This window comes from Micromonospora sp. SCSIO 07396 (assembly GCF_053667945.1).
In genome coordinates, this window is record NZ_CM132210.1 from 6,907,769 (window position 1) to 6,934,176 (window position 26,408).

22 protein-coding genes are annotated in these 26,408 nt (G+C 72.2%); 13 read left to right on the forward strand and 9 right to left on the reverse strand.

Annotation, left to right across the window (positions count from 1 at the left end):
- Positions 1-87 precede the first annotated feature (87 nt).
- The 4 genes from ACWCHM_RS30395 (at position 88) to ACWCHM_RS30410 (ending at position 5,101) form a co-directional block, all read left to right on the forward strand.
- The gene (locus ACWCHM_RS30395) at positions 88-1,629 is read left to right on the forward strand and encodes a cellulose binding domain-containing protein (RefSeq protein ID WP_454220849.1); all 1,542 of its coding nucleotides are present in this window, start codon (positions 88-90) and stop codon (positions 1,627-1,629) included.
- Positions 1,630-1,894: 265 nt separating this feature from the next.
- Positions 1,895-3,544, forward strand: a complete 1,650-nt coding sequence (locus tag ACWCHM_RS30400) for a serine/threonine-protein kinase (protein WP_454220850.1) — start codon at positions 1,895-1,897, stop codon at positions 3,542-3,544.
- Between the two features lie 438 nt (positions 3,545-3,982).
- Entirely contained in the window at positions 3,983-4,756 is a 774-nt protein-coding gene (locus ACWCHM_RS30405; RefSeq protein ID WP_454220851.1) for a hypothetical protein, read from the forward strand.
- A gap of 198 nt (positions 4,757-4,954) precedes the next feature.
- Positions 4,955-5,101: a hypothetical protein gene (locus tag ACWCHM_RS30410; protein WP_204961815.1), complete on the forward strand. Its 147-nt coding sequence runs from the start codon at positions 4,955-4,957 to the stop codon at positions 5,099-5,101.
- On the opposite strand, the gene ACWCHM_RS30415 is transcribed toward ACWCHM_RS30410, so the two are convergent.
- Positions 5,091-5,678 (reverse strand): helix-turn-helix domain-containing protein, encoded by a 588-nt coding sequence (locus ACWCHM_RS30415; RefSeq protein ID WP_204961814.1) that lies wholly within the window; start codon positions 5,676-5,678, stop codon positions 5,091-5,093. The genes ACWCHM_RS30410 and ACWCHM_RS30415 overlap by 11 nt on opposite strands.
- A 47-nt stretch (positions 5,679-5,725) precedes the next feature.
- Here ACWCHM_RS30415 and ACWCHM_RS30420 point away from each other — a divergent pair, with 47 nt between their 5' ends.
- Complete coding sequence (locus tag ACWCHM_RS30420; RefSeq protein WP_454220852.1) at positions 5,726-6,511, forward strand: class I SAM-dependent methyltransferase; 786 nt, start codon at positions 5,726-5,728, stop codon at positions 6,509-6,511.
- Positions 6,512-6,652: 141 nt separating this feature from the next.
- Positions 6,653-7,768 carry a tryptophan--tRNA ligase gene (trpS, locus tag ACWCHM_RS30425; RefSeq protein WP_454220854.1) on the forward strand — a complete coding sequence of 372 codons (1,116 nt, stop codon included), beginning with the start codon at positions 6,653-6,655 and terminating at the stop codon, positions 7,766-7,768.
- Between the two features lie 96 nt (positions 7,769-7,864).
- On the opposite strand, the gene ACWCHM_RS30430 is transcribed toward trpS, so the two are convergent.
- Positions 7,865-8,716 (reverse strand): SAM-dependent methyltransferase, encoded by an 852-nt coding sequence (locus tag ACWCHM_RS30430; protein WP_239486421.1) that lies wholly within the window; start codon positions 8,714-8,716, stop codon positions 7,865-7,867.
- A gap of 531 nt (positions 8,717-9,247) precedes the next feature.
- On the opposite strand from ACWCHM_RS30430, the gene ACWCHM_RS30435 reads away from it, so the two are divergent.
- The 5 genes from ACWCHM_RS30435 (at position 9,248) to ACWCHM_RS30455 (ending at position 15,762) form a co-directional block, all read left to right on the forward strand.
- Positions 9,248-10,312 carry an SMP-30/gluconolactonase/LRE family protein gene (locus ACWCHM_RS30435; RefSeq protein ID WP_281902120.1) on the forward strand — a complete coding sequence of 355 codons (1,065 nt, stop codon included), beginning with the start codon at positions 9,248-9,250 and terminating at the stop codon, positions 10,310-10,312.
- Between the two features lie 31 nt (positions 10,313-10,343).
- The gene (locus ACWCHM_RS30440; RefSeq protein ID WP_454220855.1) at positions 10,344-12,059 is read left to right on the forward strand and encodes a PQQ-dependent sugar dehydrogenase; all 1,716 of its coding nucleotides are present in this window, start codon (positions 10,344-10,346) and stop codon (positions 12,057-12,059) included.
- A gap of 283 nt (positions 12,060-12,342) precedes the next feature.
- Positions 12,343-13,455, forward strand: coding sequence for a ricin-type beta-trefoil lectin domain protein (locus ACWCHM_RS30445; protein WP_454220856.1), 1,113 nt, complete (start codon positions 12,343-12,345; stop codon positions 13,453-13,455).
- Positions 13,456-13,558: 103 nt separating this feature from the next.
- Positions 13,559-14,836 (forward strand): poly(ethylene terephthalate) hydrolase family protein, encoded by a 1,278-nt coding sequence (locus ACWCHM_RS30450; protein WP_454220857.1) that lies wholly within the window; start codon positions 13,559-13,561, stop codon positions 14,834-14,836.
- A gap of 200 nt (positions 14,837-15,036) precedes the next feature.
- On the forward strand, positions 15,037-15,762 hold the full coding sequence (locus tag ACWCHM_RS30455) for a response regulator transcription factor (protein WP_281903341.1): 726 nt from the start codon (positions 15,037-15,039) through the stop codon (positions 15,760-15,762).
- On the opposite strand, the gene ACWCHM_RS30460 is transcribed toward ACWCHM_RS30455, so the two are convergent.
- The 4 genes from ACWCHM_RS30460 to ACWCHM_RS30475 all read right to left on the reverse strand — a co-directional run bounded on the left by ACWCHM_RS30460 (position 15,681) and on the right by ACWCHM_RS30475 (position 19,959).
- Positions 15,681-16,556, reverse strand: coding sequence for a polyphosphate polymerase domain-containing protein (locus ACWCHM_RS30460; RefSeq protein ID WP_281902128.1), 876 nt, complete (start codon positions 16,554-16,556; stop codon positions 15,681-15,683). The genes ACWCHM_RS30455 and ACWCHM_RS30460 overlap by 82 nt on opposite strands.
- The gene (locus tag ACWCHM_RS30465; RefSeq protein WP_204961808.1) at positions 16,553-17,146 is read right to left on the reverse strand and encodes a DUF4956 domain-containing protein; all 594 of its coding nucleotides are present in this window, start codon (positions 17,144-17,146) and stop codon (positions 16,553-16,555) included. Before ACWCHM_RS30465 ends, ACWCHM_RS30460 begins: the two co-directional genes overlap by 4 nt.
- A gap of 163 nt (positions 17,147-17,309) precedes the next feature.
- Complete coding sequence (locus ACWCHM_RS30470) at positions 17,310-18,701, reverse strand: carbohydrate-binding domain-containing protein (RefSeq protein WP_454220858.1); 1,392 nt, start codon at positions 18,699-18,701, stop codon at positions 17,310-17,312.
- A 277-nt stretch (positions 18,702-18,978) separates the two neighbouring features.
- The gene (locus ACWCHM_RS30475; protein WP_454220859.1) at positions 18,979-19,959 is read right to left on the reverse strand and encodes an NAD(P)-dependent alcohol dehydrogenase; all 981 of its coding nucleotides are present in this window, start codon (positions 19,957-19,959) and stop codon (positions 18,979-18,981) included.
- 114 nt (positions 19,960-20,073) lie between these two features.
- Here ACWCHM_RS30475 and ACWCHM_RS30480 point away from each other — a divergent pair, with 114 nt between their 5' ends.
- Together ACWCHM_RS30480 and rph are read left to right on the forward strand one after the other, a co-directional pair.
- The gene (locus ACWCHM_RS30480; RefSeq protein ID WP_454220860.1) at positions 20,074-20,781 is read left to right on the forward strand and encodes a TetR/AcrR family transcriptional regulator; all 708 of its coding nucleotides are present in this window, start codon (positions 20,074-20,076) and stop codon (positions 20,779-20,781) included.
- 361 nt (positions 20,782-21,142) lie between these two features.
- Complete coding sequence (rph, locus tag ACWCHM_RS30485; RefSeq protein WP_454220862.1) at positions 21,143-23,806, forward strand: rifamycin-inactivating phosphotransferase; 2,664 nt, start codon at positions 21,143-21,145, stop codon at positions 23,804-23,806.
- Positions 23,807-23,862: 56 nt separating this feature from the next.
- Here the strand turns inward: rph and ACWCHM_RS30490 are convergent, their stop codons facing one another.
- The 3 genes from ACWCHM_RS30490 to ACWCHM_RS30500 form a co-directional block, all read right to left on the reverse strand.
- Positions 23,863-24,093, reverse strand: coding sequence for a ferredoxin (locus tag ACWCHM_RS30490; RefSeq protein WP_421489871.1), 231 nt, complete (start codon positions 24,091-24,093; stop codon positions 23,863-23,865).
- The gene (locus ACWCHM_RS30495) at positions 24,090-25,316 is read right to left on the reverse strand and encodes a cytochrome P450 (RefSeq protein ID WP_454220863.1); all 1,227 of its coding nucleotides are present in this window, start codon (positions 25,314-25,316) and stop codon (positions 24,090-24,092) included. Before ACWCHM_RS30495 ends, ACWCHM_RS30490 begins: the two co-directional genes overlap by 4 nt.
- A gap of 164 nt (positions 25,317-25,480) precedes the next feature.
- On the reverse strand, positions 25,481-26,341 hold the full coding sequence (locus ACWCHM_RS30500; protein ID WP_204961801.1) for a hypothetical protein: 861 nt from the start codon (positions 26,339-26,341) through the stop codon (positions 25,481-25,483).
- Positions 26,342-26,408 lie beyond the last annotated feature (67 nt).

Consider the following 26,408-nt stretch of genomic DNA (forward strand, 5'->3'; position numbering starts at 1 on the left):
CGGGTGTGGGCGTCGCCACCCTCGTGGCCGATTCTTGCCGATGCTTCTGCCTGTTCCCGGGGCGGCGCAATCACTTGACTCATGGTCATGACGCAAACCTGGAACGCGACCCGCCGCTCGGTGGTCGCCGGCGTGCTCCTCGGCGCCACGGTGGTGGTCGGTCCGCTGACGGCACCCTCCAACGCCGCCCCCAGCCAGCCGTTCGGTGCGTCGGCGACGTCGCCGACGGCCGAGAACGACCGCTCCATCCTCGACGTGATCCCGGCGCAGACCCGGGATCGGATGCTCGCCCAGGCCCCGCTGGTCGACGCGGCCAACGTCGTGCGCACCGCCGTCGAGGCCGGCGCGCCGCGTGGCTACGCCGGCATCGGCCTGGTGGACGACCACGTCACCCTCTGGTGGAAGGGCACCCTGCCCGGTGACGTCGCGGCGGCGGTGGCGACCGCACGCCGTACCGCCCCGGTGGAGGTCGCCGGGGCCACCTACTCCCGTACCGAGTTGAAGAAGGCGGCGGCGAAGCTCGCCCCCGTGGTGGCCGCCGACCCGAACGACGCCACCCACGCCGTCCGGCTGCGTACCGACGGTTCCGGGATCGAGGTCGCCGTCGACCCGAAGGCCGGCGCGAAGCAGCCGAAGCTGCCGGCGACCGGGGTCAGCACCCGGACCGTGGTGCGCGAGCGGATGGTCGAGCGGTCCCGCTACAACGACTCCGCGCCGTACGACGGCGGCATCGGCATCGGGCTGACCACCTACGCCTGCACCGCCGGCTTCGGCGTCCGCAACCAGACGACCAACGTGGGCTACCTGCTCACCGCGGAACACTGCGGCCCGATCGGTCAGCCCTGGCACGTCGGGTGGAACACGAACACCAACAGCGGCACGCTGATCGGCTACGGGGTCGCCAGCAACGACGACCACGACACCATGCTGGTCTCCACCTCCTCGCCGGGCAGCCACATCTACGTCGGCGGGCAGAACGACGAGGTACGCGCCCAGGTGACCGGCTGGACCGAGGTCTTCCCCGGTCAGCTGCTCTGCCAGTCGGGGTACACCTCGGCCGGTGAGATCGGCGGACCGGTCTGCAACCTGCGGGTCGACTTCCACTACGACGACATCGAGGACCTGGTCGAGGCCACCCAGCTCGACGGCGACGAGTCGGCCCGGGGCGGCGACAGCGGCGGACCGGTCTACTCGGTCAACGCCAACGGCACCGTCCTCGCCGCCGGCACCACCACCCGGTCGGCCGGTCCCGGCTTCGGTTTCCAGGACTTCGCCACCGCCCGGGACGACTACGGCGACATCCGACCGGCGACCACCCTCGCGAGCACCTGCCGGGTGTCGTACGTGGTGACCAACTCCTGGAACACCGGCTTCAACGTCAGCGTCACCGTCTACAACGACGGCCCGGCCGTCAACGGCTGGTCGCTCGGCTGGACCTTCCCCGGCAGCCAGCTGGTCCAGGGCCACTGGAACGGCGTCTTCCAGCAGACCGGCGCGGCGGTCACGGTGGGCAACGAGAGCCACAACGCCAGCATCCCGACCAACGGCGCGGTCAGCTTCGGCTTCACCGCCAGCGGCTCGCCCACCACGCCGGCACCCTTCACGCTCAACGGCACCATCTGCAACTGACCCCCTTCCGGCCGCCCCTGGGCACCTCCCGGGGCGTGGCGCAGCAGCCTGGTCATCCGCCACGATCCGGGTGACCGTCAGGACGGGCCCCGCCGGTCATCCCGGCGGGGCCCCGTCGCGTCCGTCCGCACCGACCGGGCCGCCGACGGCACCGGCGGTCCCGGGTGGGCGGGCGATAGGCTGCCGACGGTGTCCGAGTGAGCTGAGGGGTACGCGTGATTGGCGCAACGGTTCGCGGGCTGGTCGTGGTCTGCGGGCAGCCGACGTGAACGACGGGCTGCGTCCCGGCGACCCGGCCCGGCTCGGGGGGTACGAGCTGCTCGACCGCCTCGGTGAGGGGGGCATGGGCAGTGTCTTCCTGGCCCGGTCGCCGCAGGGACGCCGGGTGGCGGTGAAGGTCGTCCGTGCGGAGCTGTCCCACGACGACGAGTTCCGGGGCCGGTTCCGCAGCGAGGTGAACCGGGCCCGTCAGGTCCCGCCGTTCTGCACCGCCGAGGTGTTGGACGCCGACCCGGACCACGACCCGCCCTATCTCGTGGTGGAGTACGTCGAGGGCCCCAGCCTGGCCCAGGTGATCCGCGACGGCGGGCCGCTGGGCGCGGCGCAACTGCACGGCATCGCGGTCGGGGTGGCCACCGCGCTTACCGCCATCCACGGTGCCGGGGTGATCCACCGGGACCTGAAGCCGGCGAACGTGCTGGTGGCACCCGGCGGGATCAAGGTCATCGACTTCGGGATCGCGCGGGCGTTCGAGGCGACCAGCCAGCACACCCGGACCCACCAGATGGTCGGGACCGTCTCGTACATGGCACCGGAGCGGTTCGACACCGGGTCCGGCCGGGCGGTGGGCCCGGCCGCGGACGTCTTCGCCTGGGGTGCCGTGGTCGCCTACGCCGCGACCGGCCGCAACCCGTTCGGGGGCGACTCCGCGACCGCGACCGCGATGCGGATCCTCACCCAACCGCCCGACCTGACCGGCCTGCAGGGGCCGTTGCGGGAGCTGGTCTCCCGGGCCCTGGAGAAGGATCCCGACGTGCGGCCCACCGCCCGGGAGCTGCTCGACGGGCTGTTGACGGTCACCGCCCCGGCGGGCGATCAGGCCGCGCCGTCCTCCGCCGGTGCCGACCGGCCTCCTGCCGAATCGTCGGCACCGGTCACGCCGTCCGGGGGTCCGTCGTCGGCGTCAGGTGGCATCGGCGGTCCGTCGTCGGCGGTGGACGGGTCCGGTCGACGGGTCCCGTCCCGGCGTCGGCTGTTCGTCGGGGTGGGCGCGGCCGTCGCGGTGGTCGCGGTGCTGGTGTCGGTCGTGGTGTTCGGCCCGCGACTGGTCGGCGACCGGTCGTCCCCGGACCCGACCGGCGCGGCAGCCGGGGGGCCGACGGCGGGTGGCCCGGTTGGCACCCCGTCCGGATCGGGTACGCCGACCCCGTCGCCGTCCGCCGCGTCGCCGTCCGCCCCGGTGGACCGTACCCGGGCCATCCTGGCCGGGCAGCGACAGATCCTGCTGCACGTGGTGGAGATCGACCGCGACCTGTCGCTGCCGTTCGACGGTGTGGTGGGGGTCGGCGACGGGACCAAGCCGGACGCCCGCTTCGTGCTCGACCCGGTCGGCGTCGACTTCATGATCAAATCGCTGAACCCGGAGATCTCCCACCGGCCCTGCCTCGGCGTCAAGATCGACGCGGAGGGGTACGCCTCCCTGGTGGGCACCGACTGCGAGCCGACCGCGGCGACCCTCTTCGGGATCTCCCGGGAGGGCAAGGACGACAAGGGGCGGCTCTCCTACGCCATCGTCAGCGAGCAGTACGGCGTGGTGCAGTGGAGCCCGAGCCAGCGGAAGATCTATGTGGAGGTCCTCGGCGACGCCCCGGTAGGCACCACGTTCAGCCTGGTCGACCGGGGTGCGGTCGGCTGACCGGGAGGCTGCGCGCCGCGACCCGGCCGGGCGGTGAGCCGGGGCAGGACGGGCTCGGCGGGTCGGGCCGGCCGGGTCGGGCGTGCTGATGCCTGTCGATGTTGCCTGATCGGATCCGATCGTGCTGGAATGGCTCAGTTCGCCGCAGCACGGGGGCAACCGGGCTGGCGACGGTGAGCACGGGAGCAGCGCGGTGCCGGCACCGCGCCAGTTCGGCAGCCGCGGGTGCCACCTCGCCGGGCCAGCACCACGGCGACGGGCGGGTGTCCCGTCGTCGGTGTCCCTGCCACGCCCTCCCGCGCCCGCCGAGACCGCCCCACCTCCGACCGCCGTAGGCGTCCGACGCGCCCGGGGGCGAGGTCGGCGGTGCTCGTCGGCCGGGATTTCCCGCTGAGCCCTGCCCGCATGGTGGGGGTCAGCCGTCCTGGAGGAATGACCATGCGCAGTTTCCTCGCGGTGTTCACCGCCGCCCTGATCCTCGGCACCGCCGCCGGCAGCGTCCCGGCCGGCCCGTCGGCGGCCACCCAGCGTTCGTGCCCCCGGGGCACGCTGTTCTGTGAGGACTTCGAACGGCTGCCCCTCGGGGGTCCCAGCACGCTGAACTGGGGCGTCGACACCCGCCACGGCACGCTCACCGTCGAGCACGCCAGGCACGGCAACCAGGTGCTGCATCTGCACACGGTCGACAACGGACGTGCCTTCCTGCGGGTCGACGACTTCGCCGCGCCGGGCAACCGCTTCTACGGGCGGATGCGGCTGCGGGTCGACGCCTTCCCCACCGCCCCGGACTGGGCGCACTTCACGCTGGTCGAGGCGACCGGCAGCGGCAGTTCCGAGGTCGTCCGCCCGATCGGCGGCCAGTACGCGCCGACCGTCCCCGGCACCTTCTGGGGGGTGGGCGCGGACGGCGGCCCGACCGGCGACTGGACCAACTGGCGGGAGTCCGCCCCGGTCACCGAGGACACCTGGCAGTGCTTCGAGTGGCAGCTCGACCCGACTGACAACCGGGTCGCGGTCTGGATCGACGGGGTGGCGAAGCCGGAGCTGACCGCCTCCACCACCGACCACGGCGGCAACGACGTCCCGTTCGTCCTGCCGGCGGTCGACACCGTGAAGATCGGCTGGCAGCTCTACCAGGGCGGCACGACGCCTGGTGAGTTCGACCTCTGGATCGACGACATCGCGCTGTCCACCAAGCGGCTCGGCTGCTGACACCTGCCGGCCCCGCCGTGCGGGCGGGACGGCGGTCCGTCGCCGTGCGGGCGGGACGGCAGTGCGTCGTCCCGCCCGGACGGGAGCGCGGGTCGGGAGAGGTGGACCCGGGACGGTCGCCGGGGGTGGGGTTTCCCGACCGGGCCGTCCGGGGTAGAGAGCGCACCGCCCGTTCATCAGCCTCCCGAGGGGACAGTCATGTCGGTACAGGCGTTTCTCTATGTCATCGCGGTCATCCTGCTCGTGCTCGCCGCCCTGCCCATCCCCAGCCGGGGGTTCTCGCTGGCCCTGCTCGGGGCGGCGTGCGCGTTGCTTGCCTACGCCTGGCCGGTGATCACGGGCTAGCCGCCGGTCGGCCGGGACGCGGGTGGTGCGGGCCGAGGTGGCTGCGTTCGCCCTCGTGGTCGAGGATGCAGAGGATCTCCGCCGGGCCGTCGTGCGCGCCGAACGCGTGCGGGACCAGGGTGGAGAACTCGGCGGCCTCGTTCGTGCCGACGAGGATCGTCCGGTCACCGAGGCGCAGCTCGATGGTGCCGGAGAGCACGGTGAACCAGTCCCGGCCCGGGTGTACCCGCAGGTCGGTCGGGACGTCCCGGGTGATCCGCAGCTTGGCGACCGTCTGGTTGCTGTCCCGGGAGAGCAGCCAGGTGGTGACGCCCCGGTCCTCGTCGCAGTGCGGACGGATCACGACGTCGTCGTCGGCGTCGGACTCGACCAGCCGGTCGAGCGTGATGCCGAGCACCCGGGCGATCGTGGCGATCTGGTCCAGGGCGACCCGCCGGTGTCCGGTCTCGATCCGGCTGAGCGTGGACGGGCTGATCAGGCAGCGGTGGGCCAACTCGTCCAACGACCAGCCACGGGCCACCCGCAGGCTGCGGATGCGCTGCCGGACCAGGGTCTCCAGATCCTTGTCTTGCCTCATAAGCAAGATGCTATGCCCGTGCGGCACGGGCGGGCTACCGTTCCCGCATGGCACACGACCACCTCATCGAGCTGCTCGACCTGGACGCCGAGGTGCTCCACGAGTACTTCCGCGACGTGATCGGCTGGGTCGGCCGCGAGGCCGCCACGCGACCCCACGTCGTCGACCTCGGTGCCGGCACCGGCACCGGCTCCCTCGCCCTGGCGCGGGAGCTGCCCGGCTCCACCGTCACCGCGGTCGACCTCTCCCCGGAGATGCTCGCCCACCTGCGCGGCCGGGCCGACGCCGCCGGGCTGGGCGACCGGATCCGCACCGTCGAAGCCGACCTCGACACGTCCTGGCCCGACCTCGGGCCGGTCGAGCTGATCTGGGCCGCCGCGTCGATGCACCACATGGCCGATCCGGTGACCGCGCTCGCGTCCGCGTACGGCATGTTGCGGTCGGGCGGGCTGCTGGTGATCGCCGAGCTGGAATCGTTCCCCCACTTCCTCACCGGCACCCCGGACGAGGAGGTGGAGCAGCGCGGTCACGCCGAGGCGGCGAAGCGGCGGCACGAGGCGGGCCTGCACATGCACGAGAACTGGGGCGAGCGGATGAGGCAGGACGGCTTCACCTCGGTCACCGAGCGGCACTTCGACATCGACCTGCGTCCACCATTGCCGGCCGCCGCCACCCGCTACGCGCAGGCTTCGCTGAGCCGGATGCGCCACGGACTGCAGGGACGGCTCCCCGCCCGGGATCTCGCCGCCCTGGACCAGATCGTGGCGGGTCTGGCGACCCGTACCGATCTCAGTGTCCGGACCGGGCGGACGGTCTGGCTGGCCCGCCGCTGAAGGGTGGGGGAGTGCGCGCCCGGAGTCGCGTCTCCCGGACGACGGGTGCGATTCCGGTGCCCGCGGTCGTCATCGTCATTGCGCTGTCCGAAGTGGGGTCCGTGCAATCATGGCGTCGAGACCGACCCTTCAGGAGATCGTGTGAACACCGCCGTACCCCGGACCGAAGACGCCGGTGACATCGCCCGCGCCAGACCGGCCGATGCGCTCGGGACGTCCGCCGCGCAGGCCCGTAGCGCCGTGCTGGAGGAACTGATCCGCAAGGACCCGGGGCGGTTCCGGGTGCTCACCGGTGACCGTCCCACGGGCCGCCTGCACCTCGGTCACTACTTCGGCACGCTGCACAACCGGGTCCGGCTCCAGGAACTCGGCGTGGAACTGTTCGTGATCATCGCGGACTACCAGGTCCTCACCGACCGCGACGTGGCGGACAATCTGCTCCAGCACGTCGAGGAACTGGTCCTGGACTACCTGGCCATCGGGGTGGACCCGGCCCGCAGCACGATTTTCACGCACGGGGCGGTCCCGGCGCTCAACCAGTTGATGCTGCCGTTTCTCAGCCTCGTCTCGGTGTCGGAACTCAACCGCAATCCCACGGTCAAGGACGAGATCGCGCACTCGCGGCAGTCCGCTGTCAGTGGGTTGATGTTCACCTATCCCGTCCACCAGGCCGCCGACATCCTGTTCTGCAAGGCGAATCTGGTGCCGGTCGGCCAGGACCAGCTTCCGCACCTCGAACTCACCCGGACGATCGCCCGCCGGTTCAACGACAGGTACGGCGCCGGTTCGACGGTGTTCCCCCAGCCCGACGCGTTGTTGTCGAGCGCCCCGCTGCTGCTCGGCACGGACGGCACCAAGATGAGCAAGAGCCGGAACAACGCCATCACGCTCGCCGCCACCGCCGACGAGACCGCCCGGCTGGTCAAGGGGGCGAAGACGGATTCGGAGCGGCACATCAGCTACGACCCGGTGACCCGCCCGGAGGTGTCGTCGCTGCTGCTGCTGGCCGCCCTGTGTCAGGGGCGCAGCCCGGAGCAGGTGGCCGCCGAGATCGGGTCGGCGGGGGCCGCCGTGCTCAAGAAGGTCGTCACCGAGTCGGTCAACGAGTACCTGGCCCCGGTCCGGGCCCGCCGGGCCGAGTACGGGCGGGACCGGGCCCACCTGCGGGCCGTCCTGAGCGAGGGCAACGAGCGGGCGCGGGCGGTCGCCGACGCCACCCTCGCCGAGGTCCGGGCGGCGATGAACACCTGCTACTGACGCCGGCCCGGCCGGTGGCGCGCCCGAGGGGCCTGCCGCCGGCCGGGCCGGCTCCCGGGCGGGGACCGGTCACGTCGCCGACGGCAGTGCCCGTGTTCAGACCTTGCGGGCCACCCCACCGACGACGGTGTGGTAGGTGGTGGTCTGCCGGGAGTCGTCCTCGCCGTCCGGGTGCCACTCGGCCAGCGGAACCAGCCCGGGCGGAACCAGTTCCAGGTCGCCGAAGAAGCCGAGGATCTCGTCCCGGGTGCGCCACCGGCCGGTGCCCAGCGTCTCGTTGAACACCTTCTCCACCGCCCGCGCCCTCGCCGAGACCTCCGGCTGGGCCGGACCCGGGTCGTAGAAGTGCGAGATGGCCAGGTAGCTGCCGGAGGGGAGGGCGTCGATCAGCCGGCGGGCCACCCCGGCGGGATCGTCGTCGTCGTGCAGGTGGTGCAGGATCGCCAGGAGCAGCAGCCCGACCGGCTGGTCGAAGTCGATCAGCCTGCGGTCGCGCAGCTCCGTCAGCAACTCGTCGGGCTGCCTGACGTCGGCACCGACGACGGTGGTGGTCCGGGCGTCCGCCAGCAGGGCCCGCCCGTGGGCGAGGGCCATCGGGTCGTTGTCCACGTAGACCACCCGGGCGTCCGGGTCGACCCGGTGGGCGATCTCGTGCACGTTGCCCCGGGTGGGCAGGCCGGAGCCGAGGTCGAGGAACTGACGGATGCCGGCCTCGGCGGCCAGGTAGTGGACCGACCGGCGCAGGAAGGCCCGGCAGGCCCGCCCGGCCTCCGGCCCGTCCGGGGTGACCTGCATCGCCATCTGGGCGGCGTGCCGGTCGACCGCGAAGTTGTCCTTGCCGCCGAGGTAGTAGTCGTACACCCGGGCGATGCTGGGCCGGGTGGTGTCGACGCCCGGCGGCGCCGCCTTGTCGCTCGTCAACGCTTCGATCCCTCCGAACAGGGCCATGGTCGGTGAATACTGGCGGGGAGACCACGACACCCATGGCTGCCGAACCGGTGCCGGCCACGACGTGGGCCGGATCTGCCCTGAGGGTAGATGAGCGCGCTCCCAACGTCGATTCCGCCTCTGTCGGTAACGCGGCAGGCGGGTGCGAATCGGGACCGTCGGCGTTTTCCGGGGGCCGGTCGGACTCCACAGTCGACCCGTCCACGATGGTCTCCGGCGGAACGTCGTACCGCCGGCGGCGACGGGCCATGCCGCGACGGCCGGACGGGCCCCGGGGCATCCATCGACCGACCCCGATCAGCATGTGGACTCGGTCGGCGGTCGGCGTCCAGGTGGTGGTCGGTAATCCCACCATATCGACCAGCATCTTAGTGAGAAATCCGGATCAGGGCCGGGATCGGCGGATCGTCACCCATGCGGTGCGGTGGTTCCTAATTTATGCTGCCCCATGATGCATCGATACCGGTAGATCATTTCCACCACCCCGCGACCGCCGACGACGGCGGGTCCGTTCGCCGATCGGAGTTCCCGATGGTCCTGCAACCGGCCGCCACCGCGCTGGCCAGTCTCCTGCTCGCCCTGCCCGTCGCCGTCCCGGCGGGCTCCGGCACCGCGCCCGCACCGTCCCTGCGGGCCGCGTCGTCGGCGGGGCAGTCCGCCGCCCTGGCCGGCCCGCCCGGTGCGCCACCCGGCGTCTGCCCGACCGGCACCGGCTACGGCCCGCCGTTGCCGTCGACCTCGGTCACGGCCACGAAGATCCGTGGCGGCTTCGCGTTCCTGGAGGGGCCCGTCTGGATCGCCGACCGGGGCTACCTGCTCTTCTCCGACATGGCCGCACCGACCGGGTCCGAGTACGTCCAGCCGTCGACGATCCGGCGGTTCACCCCGCCGGCCACCTTCGACACGTTCCTCGGCAATGCGGGCAGCAACGGGCTCGCGCTCACCCCCGACGGGCAGCAGCTCGTCGCCGCCACGCACGACCAGCGCAGCGTCTCGACGTACCGGCTCGACACCCTGGCCCGGGGCGTCGTCGCCGGCAACTACCAGGGGCGGGCGTTCAACTCGCCCAACGACGTGGCGGTCCGCTCCGACGGCGTCGTCTACTTCACCGACCCCAACTTCCAGCGCGGCAATCGCCCCGACCAGATGAGCGGACGGACCAGCGTCTTCCGCGTGTCCAACGGCCAGGTGTCGCTGGTCGACGACGCGCTGCGCCAACCCAACGGCATCGCGCTCTCCCCCGACGGCGCCACCCTGTACGTCGGCGCCTACGGCGAGAACAAGATCTACAAGTACGCCGTCCAGCCCGACGGCAGCACCGGCACCCGCAGCGTGTTCGTCAACTACGTCGGTGGCCCGGACGGCGGCACGATCGACTGCGCCGGAAACGTGTACTGGACCTCGGGCGGTGACGGGCTGGTGCACGTCTACTCGCCCACCGGCAGTCAGCTCGGCACGATCCGGTCCGGCGTGAGCGGCACCACCAACGTGGCGTTCGGCGGGTCCGACCGGCGCACCCTCTTCGTCACCTCGGGCCGGACGAACGACTCCGGCCTGTACAGCGTGCGGCTCAACGTGCCCGGCTACCCGTACTGACCCACCAGGTTTCCAGGAAGGGACGTATCGCGTGCGATCCAGTCTTCGCCAACCCCGTCGCCTCGCCGGCCTCGCGCTGCTGACCAGCGTCTGTACCGTCCTGGCCGGCGCGCCCGTCACCGCCGGCCCACCGGCCGCGCCGGCCGGGGCGACGTCCGCCCGGGCCGCCGCCGACACCCGGCCGCCCACCCCGCCGACGAACCTGCGCAGCACCCGGCTGACCTGCCAGTCCGTCACGCTCGCCTGGTCCGCCGCCCGGGACGACGTCGGCGTCGCGTACTACGACGTCTACCACGACGGCCAACTGGTCACCTCGGTCGCCGGCAGGACGCTGACCGCCACGCTGACCGTCGCGCAGGGCGTCACCTGGGGCTGGTACGTCAACGCCCGGGACGCCGCCGGCAACGTGTCGCAGGCCAGCGCCACGCTCTCCGTCACGCCGCCGTTCTGCCAGTCCGACACCCAGCCGCCCACCACCCCGACCAACCTCGCCGCCACCGCCAACGGCACCGACGTGACCCTGACCTGGACGGCCGCCACCGACAACGTGGCAGTCACCAGGTACGACATCCTGCGCGGCGGGGTGACGGTCGGCTCGGTCACCGGCACGGCCGGCAACCCGCCGGCGACCTCGTTCACCGACACCGGGCTGGCCGCCGACACCGAGTACCGCTACACGGTCGTCGCCCGGGACGCGCAGGGCAACACCTCCACGGCGAGCAGCGCGGTGACCGTGCGCACCGGGTCGACCTGCACCAGCGCGGTCTGCGGCACGACGGTGGTCACCACCGAGCGGGACCTGCCGTGGGGGCTGGTGCAACTGCCCGACGGCACGGTGCTCTACGGACGGCGTGACCTGTTCGACGTGGTCGCGATGAACCCGGACGGGAGCAACAAGCGCAGCATCGGCACGGTGCCCAACGTGGCCGGCACCAACGGTGAGGGCGGGGTGCTCGGGCTGGCCGTGTCGTCGAGCTTCACCACCGACCGGTGGCTGTACATCTACCACACCACCACGACCGACAACCGGATCGTCCGCATCCGCTACGACGGTACGTTGCAGACCGGCACGGTGCAGGTGCTGCTGACCGGCATCCCGCGCAACAAGTACCACAACGGCGGGCGGCTGCGGTTCGGCCCGGACGGGATGCTCTACGCCGCCACCGGCGACGGGCAGAGCCCGGACCGTGCCCAGGACGTCAACGACCTGGGCGGCAAGGTGCTGCGGATCCGCCCCGACGGCACCGTGCCGTCGGACAACCCGTTCGGCAACGCGGTCTGGAGCTACGGGCACCGCAACCCGCAGGGGCTGGCGTTCGACTCCCGGGGCCGGCTCTTCGAGCAGGAGTTCGGTAACAACGTCATGGACGAGACCAACATCATCGTCCGGGGTGGCAACTACGGGTGGCCGGCCTGCGAGGGCACCACGGGCAGCTGCGCCAACCCGAACTTCATCGCCCCCATCCGCACCTACCCGGTGGCCGAGGCGTCGTGCAGCGGCCTGGCCATCGTCCGGGACGTGCTCTACCTCGGCTGCCTGCGGGGCAACCGGATGTACCGGGCGGTGATCAGCGGGAACACCCTCACCGACGTGCAGCAGTACTTCGTCGGCACGTACAGCCGGCTGCGCACCGTCGAGCCGACCCTCGACGGGAACCTGTGGCTGACCACGAGCACCGGCGGTGACAAGGACAGCATCCCCAACAACAGCAACGAGCGGATCCTCAAGGTGACGCTGGGCCGGTAGCCCGGCCCCCGGCCCCGCCCCCGGTCCGACGGGGGCGGGGCGGGTGCCGGATATGGACCAGGGCGGCGACAAGAATTTACAATGGTCGTTGTTAACGCTCACAAACCCGTCCCAGTGCCGAGGGTGTGGGGGTGCCGACGAGACGGCCGGCACGACCGGTGGGTCCGGGTGGCCGCAGGCCGCCGTACCCGTCGGCCGGCCCGCTCGGACGTGCCGCCAGACCACCATGGCGGCCGACCGGCCACACTCCCCGGCCAGCTCCACCGATCCAGGGGAGAAGTCCATGCGAACGAGGGCACGATGGCTCGCGGCACTCGCCGTACTCGGCCTCATGACGGCCGGGGTGGTGACACCGACCGGCCCCGCCCACGCCGAGTCCAACGGCGGGGTACGGGTGATGCCGCTCGGCGACTCCATCACCGAGGGCACGCAGGTGCCGGGCGGCTACCGGATCGGGCTCTGGCAGCGCCTGGCCGCCGGCCGGTACACGATCGACTTCACCGGATCGCAGTTCAACGGGCCGGGCAGTCTCGGTGACCACGACCACGAGGGGCACCCCGGCTGGCGCATCGACCAGATCGACGCCAACATCGTCGGCTGGCTGAACAACCAACGGCCGCAGAGCGTGCTGCTGCACATCGGCACCAACGACATCCTGCAGAACTACAACGTGGGTAGCGCGCCGAACCGGCTCTCCACCCTGATCGACAAGATCACCACCATCGTGCCCACCGCCGAGGTGTTCGTCGCGCAGCTCATCCCCCTGTCCAACAGCAACCAGGAGAACGCCGTACGGACCTTCAACGCGGCGATCCCCGGCATCGTGTCGAGCAAGGTGAACGCCGGCAAGCGGGTGCACCTGGTCGACATGCACAGCGCCCTGTCCACCGCCGACCTGATCGACGGCATCCACCCCACCTCCGGCGGCTACGACAAGATGGCCGCCCGCTGGTACAGCGCGTTGCAGTCGGTGCCCGGCAGCATCGGCAACCCGGGCAACAGCGGCGGACAGACCGGCGCCATCGTGGGCACCGCGTCGGGCCGGTGCGTCGACGTGCCCGGTTCCGCCACCACCAACGGGCTCCAGATGCAGCTCTGGGACTGCCACGGCGGCACCAACCAGCAGTGGACGTACACCTCCGGCCGGGCGTTGACGGTGCTCGGCACCAAATGCCTGGACGCCGCCGGCTACGGCACCACCCCGGGCACCCTGGTCACCACGTACGACTGCCACGGCGGCACCAACCAGCAGTGGAACCTCAACGCCAACGGCACCATCACCGGCGTGCAGTCCGGGCTCTGCCTCGACGCCAACGGCGGGGCCACCGCCAACGGCACGAAGCTCGTCCTGTGGACCTGCAACGGCCAGGCCAACCAGCAGTGGAGCCGGCGGTAGCCCGCAGCCCCGTCCAACGAAGGAGATGCCTGAAGTGACGCTACCGACGGATCGACCTCCCACCCCGCCCCCGACCGGACGCCGCCGCCCCGTACCCCGGTCCGTGAGCTGGCTCTCGGCCGGCCTCGCGGTCCTCCTCGGCCTCGTGGTGACCGCGACCGCGCCGCACGCCGCGGTGGCGGCGGCGGACAACCCCTACCAACGTGGCCCGGACCCGACCCCGGCCAGTGTGGCCGCCACCCGGGGGCCGTTCGCCACCACCCAGGCGACCGTGCCGGCGGGCAACGGCTTCAACGGCGGGTTCGTCTACTACCCGACCGACACCAGCCTGGGCACCTGGGGCGCGGTGGCGATCGTGCCCGGCTACTCCGCCCTGTTCGCCAACGAGGAGGCCTGGATGGGCCCCTGGCTGGCGTCCTTCGGGTTCGTGGTGCTCGGCATCGAGACCAACAGCCGCACCGACGGTGCCGACGCCCGGGCCACCCAGCTGCTCGCGGCGCTGGACTACCTCACCCGGACCAGCCCGGTGCGCACCCGGGTGGATCCCAACCGGCTCAGCGTGATGGGCCACTCCGCGGGTGGGGCCGGCACGTTGCTGGCCGCGTTGCGGCGGCCGTCGCTGAAGACCGCGGTCGGTCTCGCCCCCGGTACGCCGGGCAACAACCTGAACATGTCCACCACCCAGGTCCCGACCCTGCTCCTGTCGGGTCAGAACGACGGCACCGTCACCCCGTCCTACGTGCAGGGCATCTACAACACGCTGCCGGCCGGGGTGGAGCACGCCTGGGCGGAGCTGGCCGGCAACGACCACCTGTCGTTCACCAGGTCGAACCCGACCGAGATGCGGCTGCTGATCCCCTGGCTCAAGATCTTCCTGGACAACGACACCCGCTACACGCAGTTCCTCTGCCCGCTGGCGGACAGCACCGGCGTCTCCCGCTACAGCTCCACCTGCCCCCTGGTGCCCTCGGGCGGCCCGACCACCCCGCCGCCGACGACCCCGCCCCCCACCACCCCGCCGCCGACGACTCCGCCGCCCACCACGCCTCCGCCCACCACGCCGCCGCCGACGACCCCGCCGCCCGGCACCGCCTGCACCGCCACCTACCGCACGATCGGCTCGTGGTCCGGTGGCTTCCAGGGTGAGGTCACGGTGACCGCCGGCAGCACCGCCGTCGACGGCTGGACCACCCGCTGGCAGCTGGGCGGCGGACAGAGCATCAGCCAGGTCTGGAACGGCACGCTGAGCACCAGCGGCACGACCGTGACCGTGCGCAACGCCGCCTACAACGGCACGCTCGCCCCGGGCACCTCGACGACCTTCGGCTTCCTCGGCACCGGCACGCCGACCAGCCCGTCACCGACCTGCACCAGCCCCTGACCGCCACCGCCGCCCACCCGACGCCACGTCGGGTGGGCGGCCCGGCGGTCGCCGGCCCCCCGCCGACGATCCGCGACGGCCCGTGGTGGCCTGCGCCCCGCGGGCCGTGCTCGTCGGCGGTCGGGTGTCCGCCGCCGATCCACAGCCGACTGCGAGGTCACCGTCATCATGTCCCCGCCGAACGGTACGTGATCTCCCCGATGCCCCGGGTGCTCGTCGTGGACGACGATCCCGCGCTCCGGGTCCTGCTCTCGGCGACGTTCGGGATGCACGACTTCGAGGTGCGGGTGGCCGCCGGTGGCTGGGAGGCGCTGGTCGTGGCGTCTGACTTCGACCCGCACCTGGTGGTGCTCGACGTGGTGCTGCCGGACGTGGACGGCATCCAGGTGGCCCGGAGCCTGCGCGCCGGTCCCGGTCCGGGGGTGCCGGTGCTGTTCCTCTCCGCCCGCGACGAGGTGGCCGACCGCATCGCCGGGCTGGCCGCCGGGGCCGACGACTACGTCACCAAGCCGTTCAGCCTGGAGGAACTGGTGCTGCGGGTGCGGGCGGTCCTGCGGCGGTGCCGGGCCGACCGGGAGGTGCGCGACGGCGGGCTGCTGCGCTTCGCCGACCTGGAGCTGGACGAGGAGGCCCACGAGGTGCGCCGGGGTGGGCACCCGGTGCCGCTGTCGCCCACCGAGTTCAACCTGCTGCGGTTCCTGCTGGTCAACGCGGACCGGGTGGTCAGCAAGGCGCAGATCCTCGACGGGGTGTGGCACTACCGCTTCGGCGGCGACGGCCGGATCGTCGAGTCGTACGTCCACTGCCTGCGCAGGAAGATCGACCGCTGGGGTCCGCCGCTGATTCATACCGTCCGGGGCGTCGGGTACGCGTTACGGCTGCCACCGGGGTCATCGGTGCGGTCCCCTCCGACGCCTACCGGTTGAGGCGTCCCCCGTGCCGCCCCGACGGGGGACCCGGCGTGGAAGTGCCGGCGCAGGGTGCGCCGCCAGCGCCCGGCGGGCAGGTCGGGGTCGAGCGCGGCCAGCCCGGTCGCGTACTTGGAGATGGCCACCGGGCGGTGCCCCTGCCGCCAGAGCAGCCGGTCGACGTGGGAGGCGGTGGAGCCGGTCTTGGTTTCGATGATGGCCAGGTCGGGCAGCGCCAGCCGACGGCCGCGCCGGTCCTCCCAGCGCAGCCCGACGTCGATGGTCGCCCGGCTGGCGGTCGCCGGCAGGTAGAGCGTGCTGCGCAGGTAGCTGGTGGTGAGGGTCGGCGCGAAATGCAGGGCGGGGTCGGTGCGCAGCGCCGTGAGCACCTCGTCGACGAACGACCGGCCGGGGGCGAGGGTGCCGCTGTCGTCGGGGCGGTAGGGCAGCCGCTGCTTGACCGTGCCACCCCGGGTGCCCTCCGTCTTCACCTCCAGCCAGCACAGACCGGAGTCGAGGTAGGTCCGGGTCCTGATCTTGAAGCGGCGGCGGCGTCGACGCGCGGTGAGCCGGAAGCTGACCAGGTCGGCGGTGTCGAAATAGATCGACTCGTAGCGGAAGGCGCGCCTGCCGTCGATCTCCAGCACCTGGTCGGTGTGGTCGAGCCGGGCGAGCAGGTGCGGCAGCTCGGCGAGCGGCAGGAGGTACTTGCGGTCGAACCGGGTCTGTAGCGCGGCGCGCTCGGTCAGGTCGGTGAGCCCGATCGGCGTGAGCCGGGCCAGCGCCCCGGTGGCCGGGTCGACGGCGGTCACCGTACGGCACCCGCGTCGACCGGCCGTCGCCCGCCGGTGGCGGTGACCCTGGGCCGCGAGTAGCGGACGTCCACCACGGTGGTGTCGTTGACCAGGTCGACCCGCTCGACGTTGACGTTGTGCACCCGCGCGCCGAGCAGCTGCTCCAGGTGCGCGGTGAGGGCGACCGAGTCGGTGACCGCGCTGTCCAGCACGATGATGTGCCGCCGGTACCGACGCAGCAGCCGGGGATGGTCCCCGACGAACATCACGGCGAGGATCAGTGCCGTCAGCGCGCCGACCATCCAGACCGAGGTGCCGGAGAGCGGGCCGAGGATGCCCAGCGCGAGCGCCGAGAAGTAGTACGCCACCTCGTGCTGGTCGAGTTCCGTGGAGCGGAGCCGGATGATCGACAGCACTCCGAAGAGGCCCAACCCGAGTCCGGCGCCGACGGTGCTGCTGCTCAGTGAGCTGGCCACGGCGAAGACGCCGACGTTGACGCCGAGGTAGGCCACCACCAGGTCCCGCCGTCGGTGGCGCGGGAAGTACAGCGCGAAGACCAGCAGGACCACGGCGACCAGGTCCATTCCGGCCAGGACCAAGCGGGACATGTTTGCTCCTTGGGGTGTCCGCCGGCCGTTTCCCACATACGGCGTCCGGCGGTGGGGCATCGGATCTGGCAGTGGTGCACCGGCGGGGCCGACGGCGGACGCCGTCGGCCCCGCCGGGTTGCGGTTCGGGCCCGGTCAGGCCCGAACCGCGGGGCCCGGGGGCTCAGAACCGCCCGTACTGGCCGGCGGTGACACCGGTCAGCACCCGGGTGGCCCCGGTGATGCTGCCGCCGGTGTAGAGACCGCCGATGTTGGTGCCGGTCACGCTGCCGCCGGTGTAGATGTCGTACCGCTGGCCGTTGGTGATCCGGTTGGACGACAGGACGACCTCCCGCACGGTGGCCGAGGTCCGGTACGAGCCCAACACCGTGCTGCCGGACACCACGTGCACGATGGTGTTGGCGGCCAGGTTGGCGTTGAACCGGGGGGCCACCCAGCCCTGGCCGGTGTTCGGCACCGCCCGGAACACGGCCAGCGAGGTCAGCGCGGCGCCCACCACCGTGCCGCCGGTGAAGGAGATCGGGCCGTCGGCGTCGATCGCGCCCTCGCCGCCGCCCCGGGTGCTGGAGCCCCGGGCCACCACGGTGCCGCCGGCGAAGGTGAGCGACCCGTTGGAGTCGAAGCCGTCCGTGCCACCGGTGGCCACCACCGTGCCGCCGGTGACCTTGATGAACGCGATCGCGGACGGCTCCATGTGGCCGAGGCCCTCCTCGGCGGCGTTGACCGCGTCGTCGCTGGCCACGACGGTGATGTTGCCGCCACTGATGGTGGTCCGGAGCCCTTCCAGCGCCTCGTAGGACCGGGTGACGTTGATGGTGCCGCCGGAGATGTTCAGGTCGTTCTCACCCTTGATGGCGTCGTCGGCGACCGAGGCCGTGATCGTGCCGTTGGTGATGGTGAGCACGCCCTTGCCGGCCTCGGTGTCGTTGGACTTGAGCCCGTCGCCGCCGGACGAGGTCACGGCGATCGTGCCGCCGTTGACGGTGAGCGAGTCCTTGCCCCGGATCGCGTCGTCGACCGCGTTGACGGTGATGGTGCCGGACTGGATGACCAGGTCGTCCTTGCTGACGATGCCGTCGGCGTGGTTGGCGCGTACGGTCAGCGCGCCGGTGCCGCCGATGGTCAGGTCGGCGGCGCTGAACAGGGCGGCGTCCGGCTCGCCGGTGTTGGTGTACGTCGTCGCGTCGGTGAGGTTGTTGCTGGTGCCGGCGGCCAGCGTGAGGGTGACCGCGCTGGCGTTCGTCACGTACAGCGGCGAGGAGGTGGAGTTGGTGATCGAGGCGCCGGCGAGGATGAGTTCCACGGTGCCGGTGACGGCGGTGTCGACCTTGACGTAGCCGTTGTTCAGGGTGCCCCTGATCTCGTAGGAGCCGGGCGCGGTGATGGTGACGGCGCTGCCGGCCACGGTGACGTTGCTGCCGGTGACGCTCGCGCTGGAGCCGTTGAGGGTGATCGTGGCGGTCGCGGCGGCGACGGCGGCGACGGCGAGCGGGCCGGCCAGCAGGGTGGCGGTGAGGCCGGCCAGGACGGCGGTACGGCGTGCGGTGGCTGTCATGGGGGGTCCTGTTCCTCGGTGTGGGCGGAGGGGTGCGCTGGGCCCGGGCGCGGTGCGGACGCCTCGACGGCCGGCCGTCGGCAAGGTGAACGGCGGATGAACGAGGCTTGGCATTGACGATGCTAAATGAAATACGCCGCGTGTCGACAGGGCTGGAGCGGGAAATCGAAGCGCTTTCACGATTGTCAGCTGATTGACAGGTGACATTGACGAAACTCTGAGCCGGGCGCACTTGACCGGGGAATCGGGGACCGGGCCGGATCGACCGCGGCGGCGGTCAGAGGGTGACGACCACCTTCGCGCGGGCGTGTTCACCTTCGAGGTAGGCGATGGCGCGGGGCACCTCGGCCAACGGATACGTCCGGTCGATGGCCGGGGTGAGCTGGCCGGCCTCGGCGTACGCGCGCAGCGCGTCGAGGTGTTCCCGGCCGGGGGTCGCCGTCAGGACGACGATGCGCTGCCGGACGAAGGGGGCCAGCAGCCGCCCCCGGGCGAGGAGCCGGACCGGCCCGAGCAGGCTGCCGCCCCGGTACACGCCGCCGCCGGAGAGCACCAGCGTCCCGGTCGGGGTCAGGGCCCGCCGCAGCGCGCCGAGCGAACGGTTGCCGACCAGGTCGAACACCACGTCGTACCGGCCGCCCCGGGTGAAGTCCGCGCGGGTGTAGTCGATCACGTGGGCGCAGCCGAGGGAGCGCACCAGCTCGACGTTGCGGGTGCTGCACACCCCGGTCACCGTCGCGCCGAGCACCCTGGCGAGCTGGACGGCCAGGGTGCCGACACCGCCGGAGGCGCCGTTGACCAGCACCCGCTGGCCGGGTCCGACCCGGCCCGCGTCGCGTAGCCCCTGTAGCGCGGTGACCCCGGCCAGCGGCAGGGCTGCCGCCTGCGGCGCGGTCAGGTTCGCCGGCCTCGGCGCGACCAGGGTGGCGGGCGCGCACACGTACTCGGCGAACGCGCCGTCGGCGTCGCCGAGGTCGGCGAAGACGGCGTCGCCCGGGCGGAGGTCCCGCACGTCGACGCCGACCGCCTCGACCCGGCCGGCGACGTCCCGCCCCCGGATCCGGGCCCGGGGCCGGGTCGGGCCCAGGGTCAGTCGCGCCATCCGGGGGTCGCCCCGCATCACGTGCCAGTCGTACGCGTTGAGCGCGGCGGCCTCGACCCGGACGAGCACCTCGTCGGCGGCGGGCACCGGCACGGCGACCTCGGCGAGGGTCAACGTCTCCGGCGGCCCGTACCGGTCCTGCACGATCGCCCGCATGGCTCCTCCTCAAAAGTGTACGGCGTACACCTACTGTGTCTCCACGGTAGGTGTACGCCGTACACCTGTCAATGCGGTTATGGTTTCCCTCGTCGACCGAGGACGGGAACCGAGATGGCCGAGCAGGCTGAGACGCTGCGCCGGACGCCGCTGAACAGGGACCGCATCCTGCGCGCCGCCGTCACGCTGGCCGACGGGGCCGGGATCGAGTCGCTCAGCATGCGCAACCTCGCCCAGGAGTTGGGCGTCGTGCCGATGGCCCTCTACAAGCACGTGGCCAACAAGGACGAACTGCTCGACGGCATGATCGACGTGGTGGTCGGCGAGATCGAGCCACTCACCCCGGGCGTCGGCTGGCAGCCCGCGATCCGTCGGCGGGTCCTCTCGGCCCGGCAGGTGCTACGCCGGCACCCCTGGGCCTCGCTGGCCATCGAGTCGCGGAGCACGGCGACGCCGGCCGTCCTCGGTTACCTCGACTCGATGATCGGGGCGCTGCGGGCCGGCGGGCTCTCCGCCGACCTCACCCACCACGTCATGCACGCCATGGGCAGCCGCATCCTCGGCTTCAGCCAGGAACTGTTCGACGCCTCCCGGCAGGCCGGCCGGACCGGCCCGACCGTCCCGACGCCCCCCGCGCCCCTGCCGCCGGAGGTCGCGGCCCGGTTCCCGCACGTCGCGGAGATCGCCACCGCCGCCGCGCACGACACCGGCTCCGTCGTCGGGGCGGGCTGCGACGACCAGTTCGAGTTCGAGTTCGCGCTGGACCTGCTGCTGGACGGCATCGAACGGCTGCGCGCGCAGGGCTGGACGTCGACGCACTGATCCGCTGAGGTCGGCGCGCGCCGGTCACCGGCGTGTCGAGCCGCAGCGCGCCCCGGTCCCGATATCGACGGGCGACCTGGTGGAAACGTTTTCGCCTGGCGCGTTCACCATTCTCGCGCGCCCACCATTTCCTGCTCTCCCAACATATAGCGCACGGGGGGACTTGCCGCAAGACCCGGGTCACCCCGCAGAATCGTCAGCCGTGGTCGCCACCAGCGGAAATGCATCACCACGGTGCACCGGCGACCTCATCACCAGCGGAAGGCGAAATGATGTCCACGTACCCGACGACGTATTCGGGGCCGCTGAATCGCCCGACCGCCGTCCCGCGGCCGGGCCCGACCGTCCCGGGGTCCGCCCGATGAGCGGGCGGTACGTACGGGGGCTGCGCGAGGTCGACCCGACGCAGCGGACACTGGTCGGCGGCAAGGGCGCCAACCTCGGTGGGCTGACCCGGCTCGACGGGGTCCGGGTGCCGGCGGGCTTCTGCGTGACGACTGACGCCTTCCGGCGGGTCACCGCGCTGGCACCGGGACTCGACGGGCAACTCGACCGACTGGCCCGGCTGGCGCCCACCGACCGGGCGGCGATCGGCGTCCTCAGCGCGCAGCTCCGCCGGACCATCGAGGACGTCACCGTGCCCGACGACGTCGCGACGGAGGTCACCCGTGCCCTTGAAGCGCTCGGCGAGCCCGGCGGGTACGCCGTCCGGTCCAGCGCGACGGCGGAGGACCTGCCGACCGCCTCCTTCGCGGGGCAGCAGGACAGCTACCTCAACGTGGTCGGCCCGGCCGCGGTCCTGCGGCAGATCAGCCGGTGCTGGGGCTCGCTGTTCACCGCACGGGCCGTCACCTACCGCCAGCGCAACGGCATCGACCACCGCAGGGTCGCGATGGCGGTGGTCGTCCAGCGGATGGTCCCCGCCGGGGCGGCGGGCGTCCTGTTCACCGCCGATCCCGTCACCGGCAACCGGCGGGTCTCCTTCGTGGAGGCCGGGTTCGGCCTCGGTGAGGCCCTGATCTCCGGGCTGGTCGACGCGGACGTCTTCCGGGTCCGCGACGACCGGGTCGTCGCCCGGACGATCGCCGCCAAACGTCACGCCCTGCGGACCACGACGACCGGCGGGACGCGGGTGGTGGCGATCGACTCGCAGCGGCAGGACCAGCCGGCGCTGACCGACCCGCAGGTCGTCCGGCTGGCACGGCTGGGTCGGCGGATCGAGGCGCACTTCGGTCAGCCGCAGGACGTGGAGTGGTGCCTGGTCGACGACGACTTCCAGATCGTCCAGACCCGACCGGTCACCACGCTGTTCCCCGTCCCGGTGGCCGACGACACCGACAACCACGTCTACGTCTCCGTGGGCCACCAGCAGATGATGACCGACCCGATGAAACCCCTCGGGTACTCGATGTACCAGCTGATCGCCGCCCGGCCCATGTACGAGGCCGCCGGCCGGTTGTTCGCCGACGTGACGCCCGAGCTGGCGTCGCCGACCGGCCGCGCCGGCCTGCTGGCGGCGCTGGGCAGATCCGACCCGCTGATCGGGGACGCGTTGCGGACCGTCGTCGAGCGCGGCGACTTCGTCCGGGAGGTGCCGGACGAGAAGCCCGCCGCCCCGCCGGCCGCGCCGGCGGCACCGTCCGTCGAGACCGATCCCGCGCTGGTCACCGAGCTGATCACCCAGATCGACGACGCCAACGCCGCTCTACGCCGCGAGATCCGGACGAAGTCCGGGCCGGCGCTGCTGGATTTCATCCGGACCGACTTCCCCCGGCTGACCCGGATGATGATCGACCCGAGGAGCATCCCGGTCATCCTGGCCGGGATGGAGGCGGTCTGGTGGCTCAACGAGCACCTGCAGGAGTGGCTCGGTGAGCGCAACGCCGCCGACCCGCTCACCCAGTCCGTCCCGCACAACGTCACCTCGGAGATGGGGCTGGCCCTGCTGGACGTCGCGGACGCGATCCGGCCGTACCCGGAGGTCGTGGCCTTCCTGAGCCGGGTGGTCGACGACGGCAGCCGGGTGGCCGACGACGGCGGGCCCGGCCGGGAGCACGACGGCCCCGCTGGGCCGGACGACCTGTTGGCCGGGCTGGACCAGCTCGCCGGTGGCCGGGAGGCCCGGGTGGCCATCGGGTCCTGGCTCGACCGGTACGGCATGCGGGGGGTCGGCGAGATCGACATCACCCGGCCCCGCTGGCGGGAACGTCCCGCCATGCTGGTGCCGCTGATCCTGGGCAACATCAGGAACTTCGCACCGGGGGCCGGCGGGCGGCACTTCGAGCAGGGCCTGCGCACGGCGCGGGACAAGGAGCGGGAGGTGCTGGCGCGGCTGCGGGCGCTGCCCGACGGCGGCGCGGACAAGGCCGAGCGGACCAAACGGATGATCGACCGGGCCCGGACGTTCGTCGGCTACCGGGAGTACCCGAAGTTCGGCATGGTCACCCGCACCTTCGCGTACAAGCAGGCGCTGCTGGCCGAGGCCGACCGCCTGGTGGCCGACGGTGTGCTGCGGGACCGGGAGGATATCTGGTACCTCACGTTCCCCGAACTCGACGAGGTCGTCCGCACCCGCCGGGTCGACGACGGGCTCATCCGCCGACGGATGGCGGAGCATCTGTCGTACCGGGCGCTCACCCCGCCCCGGGTGCTCACCTCGGAGGGCGAGATCGTCGCCGGGACGTACCGCCGCGACGACGTGCCGGTCGGCGCGCTGGTCGGGCTGGCGGTCTCCGCCGGGACCGTCGAGGGTCGGGCGCGCGTCGTCCGGGACGTGGCACGGGCCGATCTCGAACCGGGGGACATCCTCGTCACCACGTACACCGATCCCAGTTGGACGCCGCTGTTCGTCACCGTCGCCGGGCTGGTGACCGAGGTCGGTGGCCTGATGACGCACGGCGCGGTGGTCGCCCGGGAGTACGGCCTGCCGGCCGTCGTCGGGGTGGTGGACGCCACCCGGCTGATCCCGGACGGGCAGCGGATCCGGGTGCACGGCACCGACGGGTACGTCGAACTACTGCCCTGAGCGCCGCAGCCCGGCGGGCGTCGGACGGGGTGCACCCCGTCCGACGCCCGCCGGGGTCAGTCGATCCGGATCGCGCCGGCCGGGCAGAGTTCGACGGCCCGCCGGACGCGGTCGAGCAGCGCGGCCCCCGGCGTAGGGTCGCGCAGCAGCACCAGCCCGTCGGTGTCGTCCTGGTCGAAGACCTCGGGGGCGGTCAGCACGCAGTTGCCGGCCCCGCAGCAGCGGTCCCGGTCGACGGCCACCCGGGACGTGGTCCCCCCGACCGCCTGCCGTCCGCCCGGCGTCACCAGGTCACCGGGAGGGCGTCGAGGCCGAACACGACCGAGTTGTCCCGGGTGCTCAGCTCCTGCGGGTCGACGGCCACCCGCAGGTCGGGGAAGCGGCGGCCCAGTTCCACCAGCGCGATGCGCAGTTCGGCGCGGGCGAGGGGCTGCCCGATGCACTGGTGCATCCCGAACCCGAAGGCCAGGTGCTGGTGGGCCTCCCGGTACGGGTCGAACCCGTCGGGGTCGTCGAAGACCCCGGGATCCCGGTTGGCCAGGGAGAGCAGGGCGATGGTGCCCTCACCGGCGCGGATCAGCCGGCCGCCGATCTCGACGTCCTCGGTGGCCACCCGGAACAGCCCGGTACGGACGATGCTGAGGTAGCGCAGCAACTCGTCGACCAGCCCCGGGACGACGTCGGGCCGGTCGCGCAGGATCGCCCACTGTTCCCGGTGGCGGGTCAGCAGCAGGACGCTCAGCCCGAGCATGTTGGCGGTGGTCTCGTGACCGGCGATGAGCAGCAGCAGGGCCATCCCGCCGAGTTCGTCGACGCCGAGTTCGCCCGGCTCGACGCGTTCCCGGATCAGCCGGCTGAGCAGGTCGTCCGCCTCGTCGGGGTGGGCCTGCTTGGCGTCGATCAGTGACCGGAGGTAGTCCCGCAGCTCCTGGGCGGCGTGCTGGATCTGCTCGATGGGTGCCTGCCGGTCGAGCAGCAGCCGGCTGCGGGACTGGAAGAAGTCGTGGTCGGCGTAGGGGACGCCGAGCAGGTGACAGATCACCTTGGACGGCAGGGGCAGGGCGAACGTCGACACCAGGTCGGCCGGGGAACCGGCGGCGGCCAGGTCGGCCAGGGCCTCGGCGACGGTCTGGTGGATCAGCGGCTCGATCCGGCGGACATTTTTGATCATGAACTCGGCGGTGAGCATCCGGCGCAGCCGCAGGTGCGCCTCACCGTCCAACCGGATGAACGCCCCCTGGGCGTCCGCCGTGACCTCGGGCGGCAGCGGGCGGAGCAGGGGGAAGCCTGGGCGGAGCAGATCGGAGCTGAACGCCTGGTGGCGCAGCAGCTGCCGTACCTCGGTGTGCCGGGTGACCAGCCAGGCGGTGGCGCCGGTGGGCAGCTGCACCCGGGTCACCGCCCGGTCGGCGAGGGGCTGCCGTTCGGCGTCGTCGATCAGGGCGAACGGGCTGCGGGCCGGGTTGACCGGCGGCCAGTGGGGCAGTTCGGTTTCCGTGATCTGTGTCATGCGGACACTCCTGCCATGACTGTGAGTAGTCGTATCGATTCGTGACGTTACCGATCGACGGAGGTCGACACAACCCCGAAGCCCACCCCGGGCGAACAGCCAGGCGGCCCGCACCGACGGATCGGCACGGGCCGCAGGTGGCCGTCGTCCGACGGCCCGACCGGTCAGTTCGCGCAGACCGCGTACGCGCGCACCTTCCAGTTGCCGCTGAAACCGTTCTCGTCCTCGGCGGCGCGGACGGTCGCCGTGGTCAACGAGGTGGGCCGCATCTCGGTCAGCCTCACCTGGCCCTCGCCACCGACGATCTCACCGCCGACCCCGTGCAGGCTCTTCCCGGCCGGGCAGGTGGCAGTGACCGCGCGGCTGGCCGTGGAGTTGTCGGCACTGTCCACGATCACCCGCTGCTCGCCGGGGAGCGGGTCGACACAGATCACCGAGACGTCCACCGACCAGTTGCCCGCGAAGGCGTTGCCGGCCTCGACCCCCGCCACCGTCACGCTGCTCTGACCGATCCGCAGGTCCTCCAGGAGCACGTCACTCGCTCCCGAGCCGACGGCTGCGCCACCGCCGCCGATCGCCCGCTTGCCCACCGGGCAGAACAACTCCAGGAACTTCGGGTTGACCGAATTGACCGCCGAGTGGCCGGTCACCACCTCCAGGCCCGACGGCGTCGGGGCGCAGATCGCACTCGCGGTGAGCGACCAGTTCCCGGCGACACCGTTCGGGTCCTCCCGGCCGGTCACCGAGTAGAGCCCGGCGTCGGCCAGCGGCTGCACGATGTCCATGCCCACCTGGCCGAGACCCGACCCGCTGATCGCCCCGCCACCACCGATGACCGTGGTGCCGGTCGGGCAGACCGCGTTCTGCGACTTGGCGACGCTGTTGTTCGGCCCGACAGTGGTCCGGATCGACAGGCCGGGCACCGCCGCCACCGGCCCGCTGAGCGCGACCTGACCGAGCACGACCGTGCTCAGCAGCGCGCCGCCCAGGGCGACCGTCCGACGCGTCCACGTTTGTCCACGCATGATGTGCTCTCCTTGAGTGCGTACGGTCCGGGAACCGGCAGGTCCCCGGTCAGGGTCGGATCGGGGG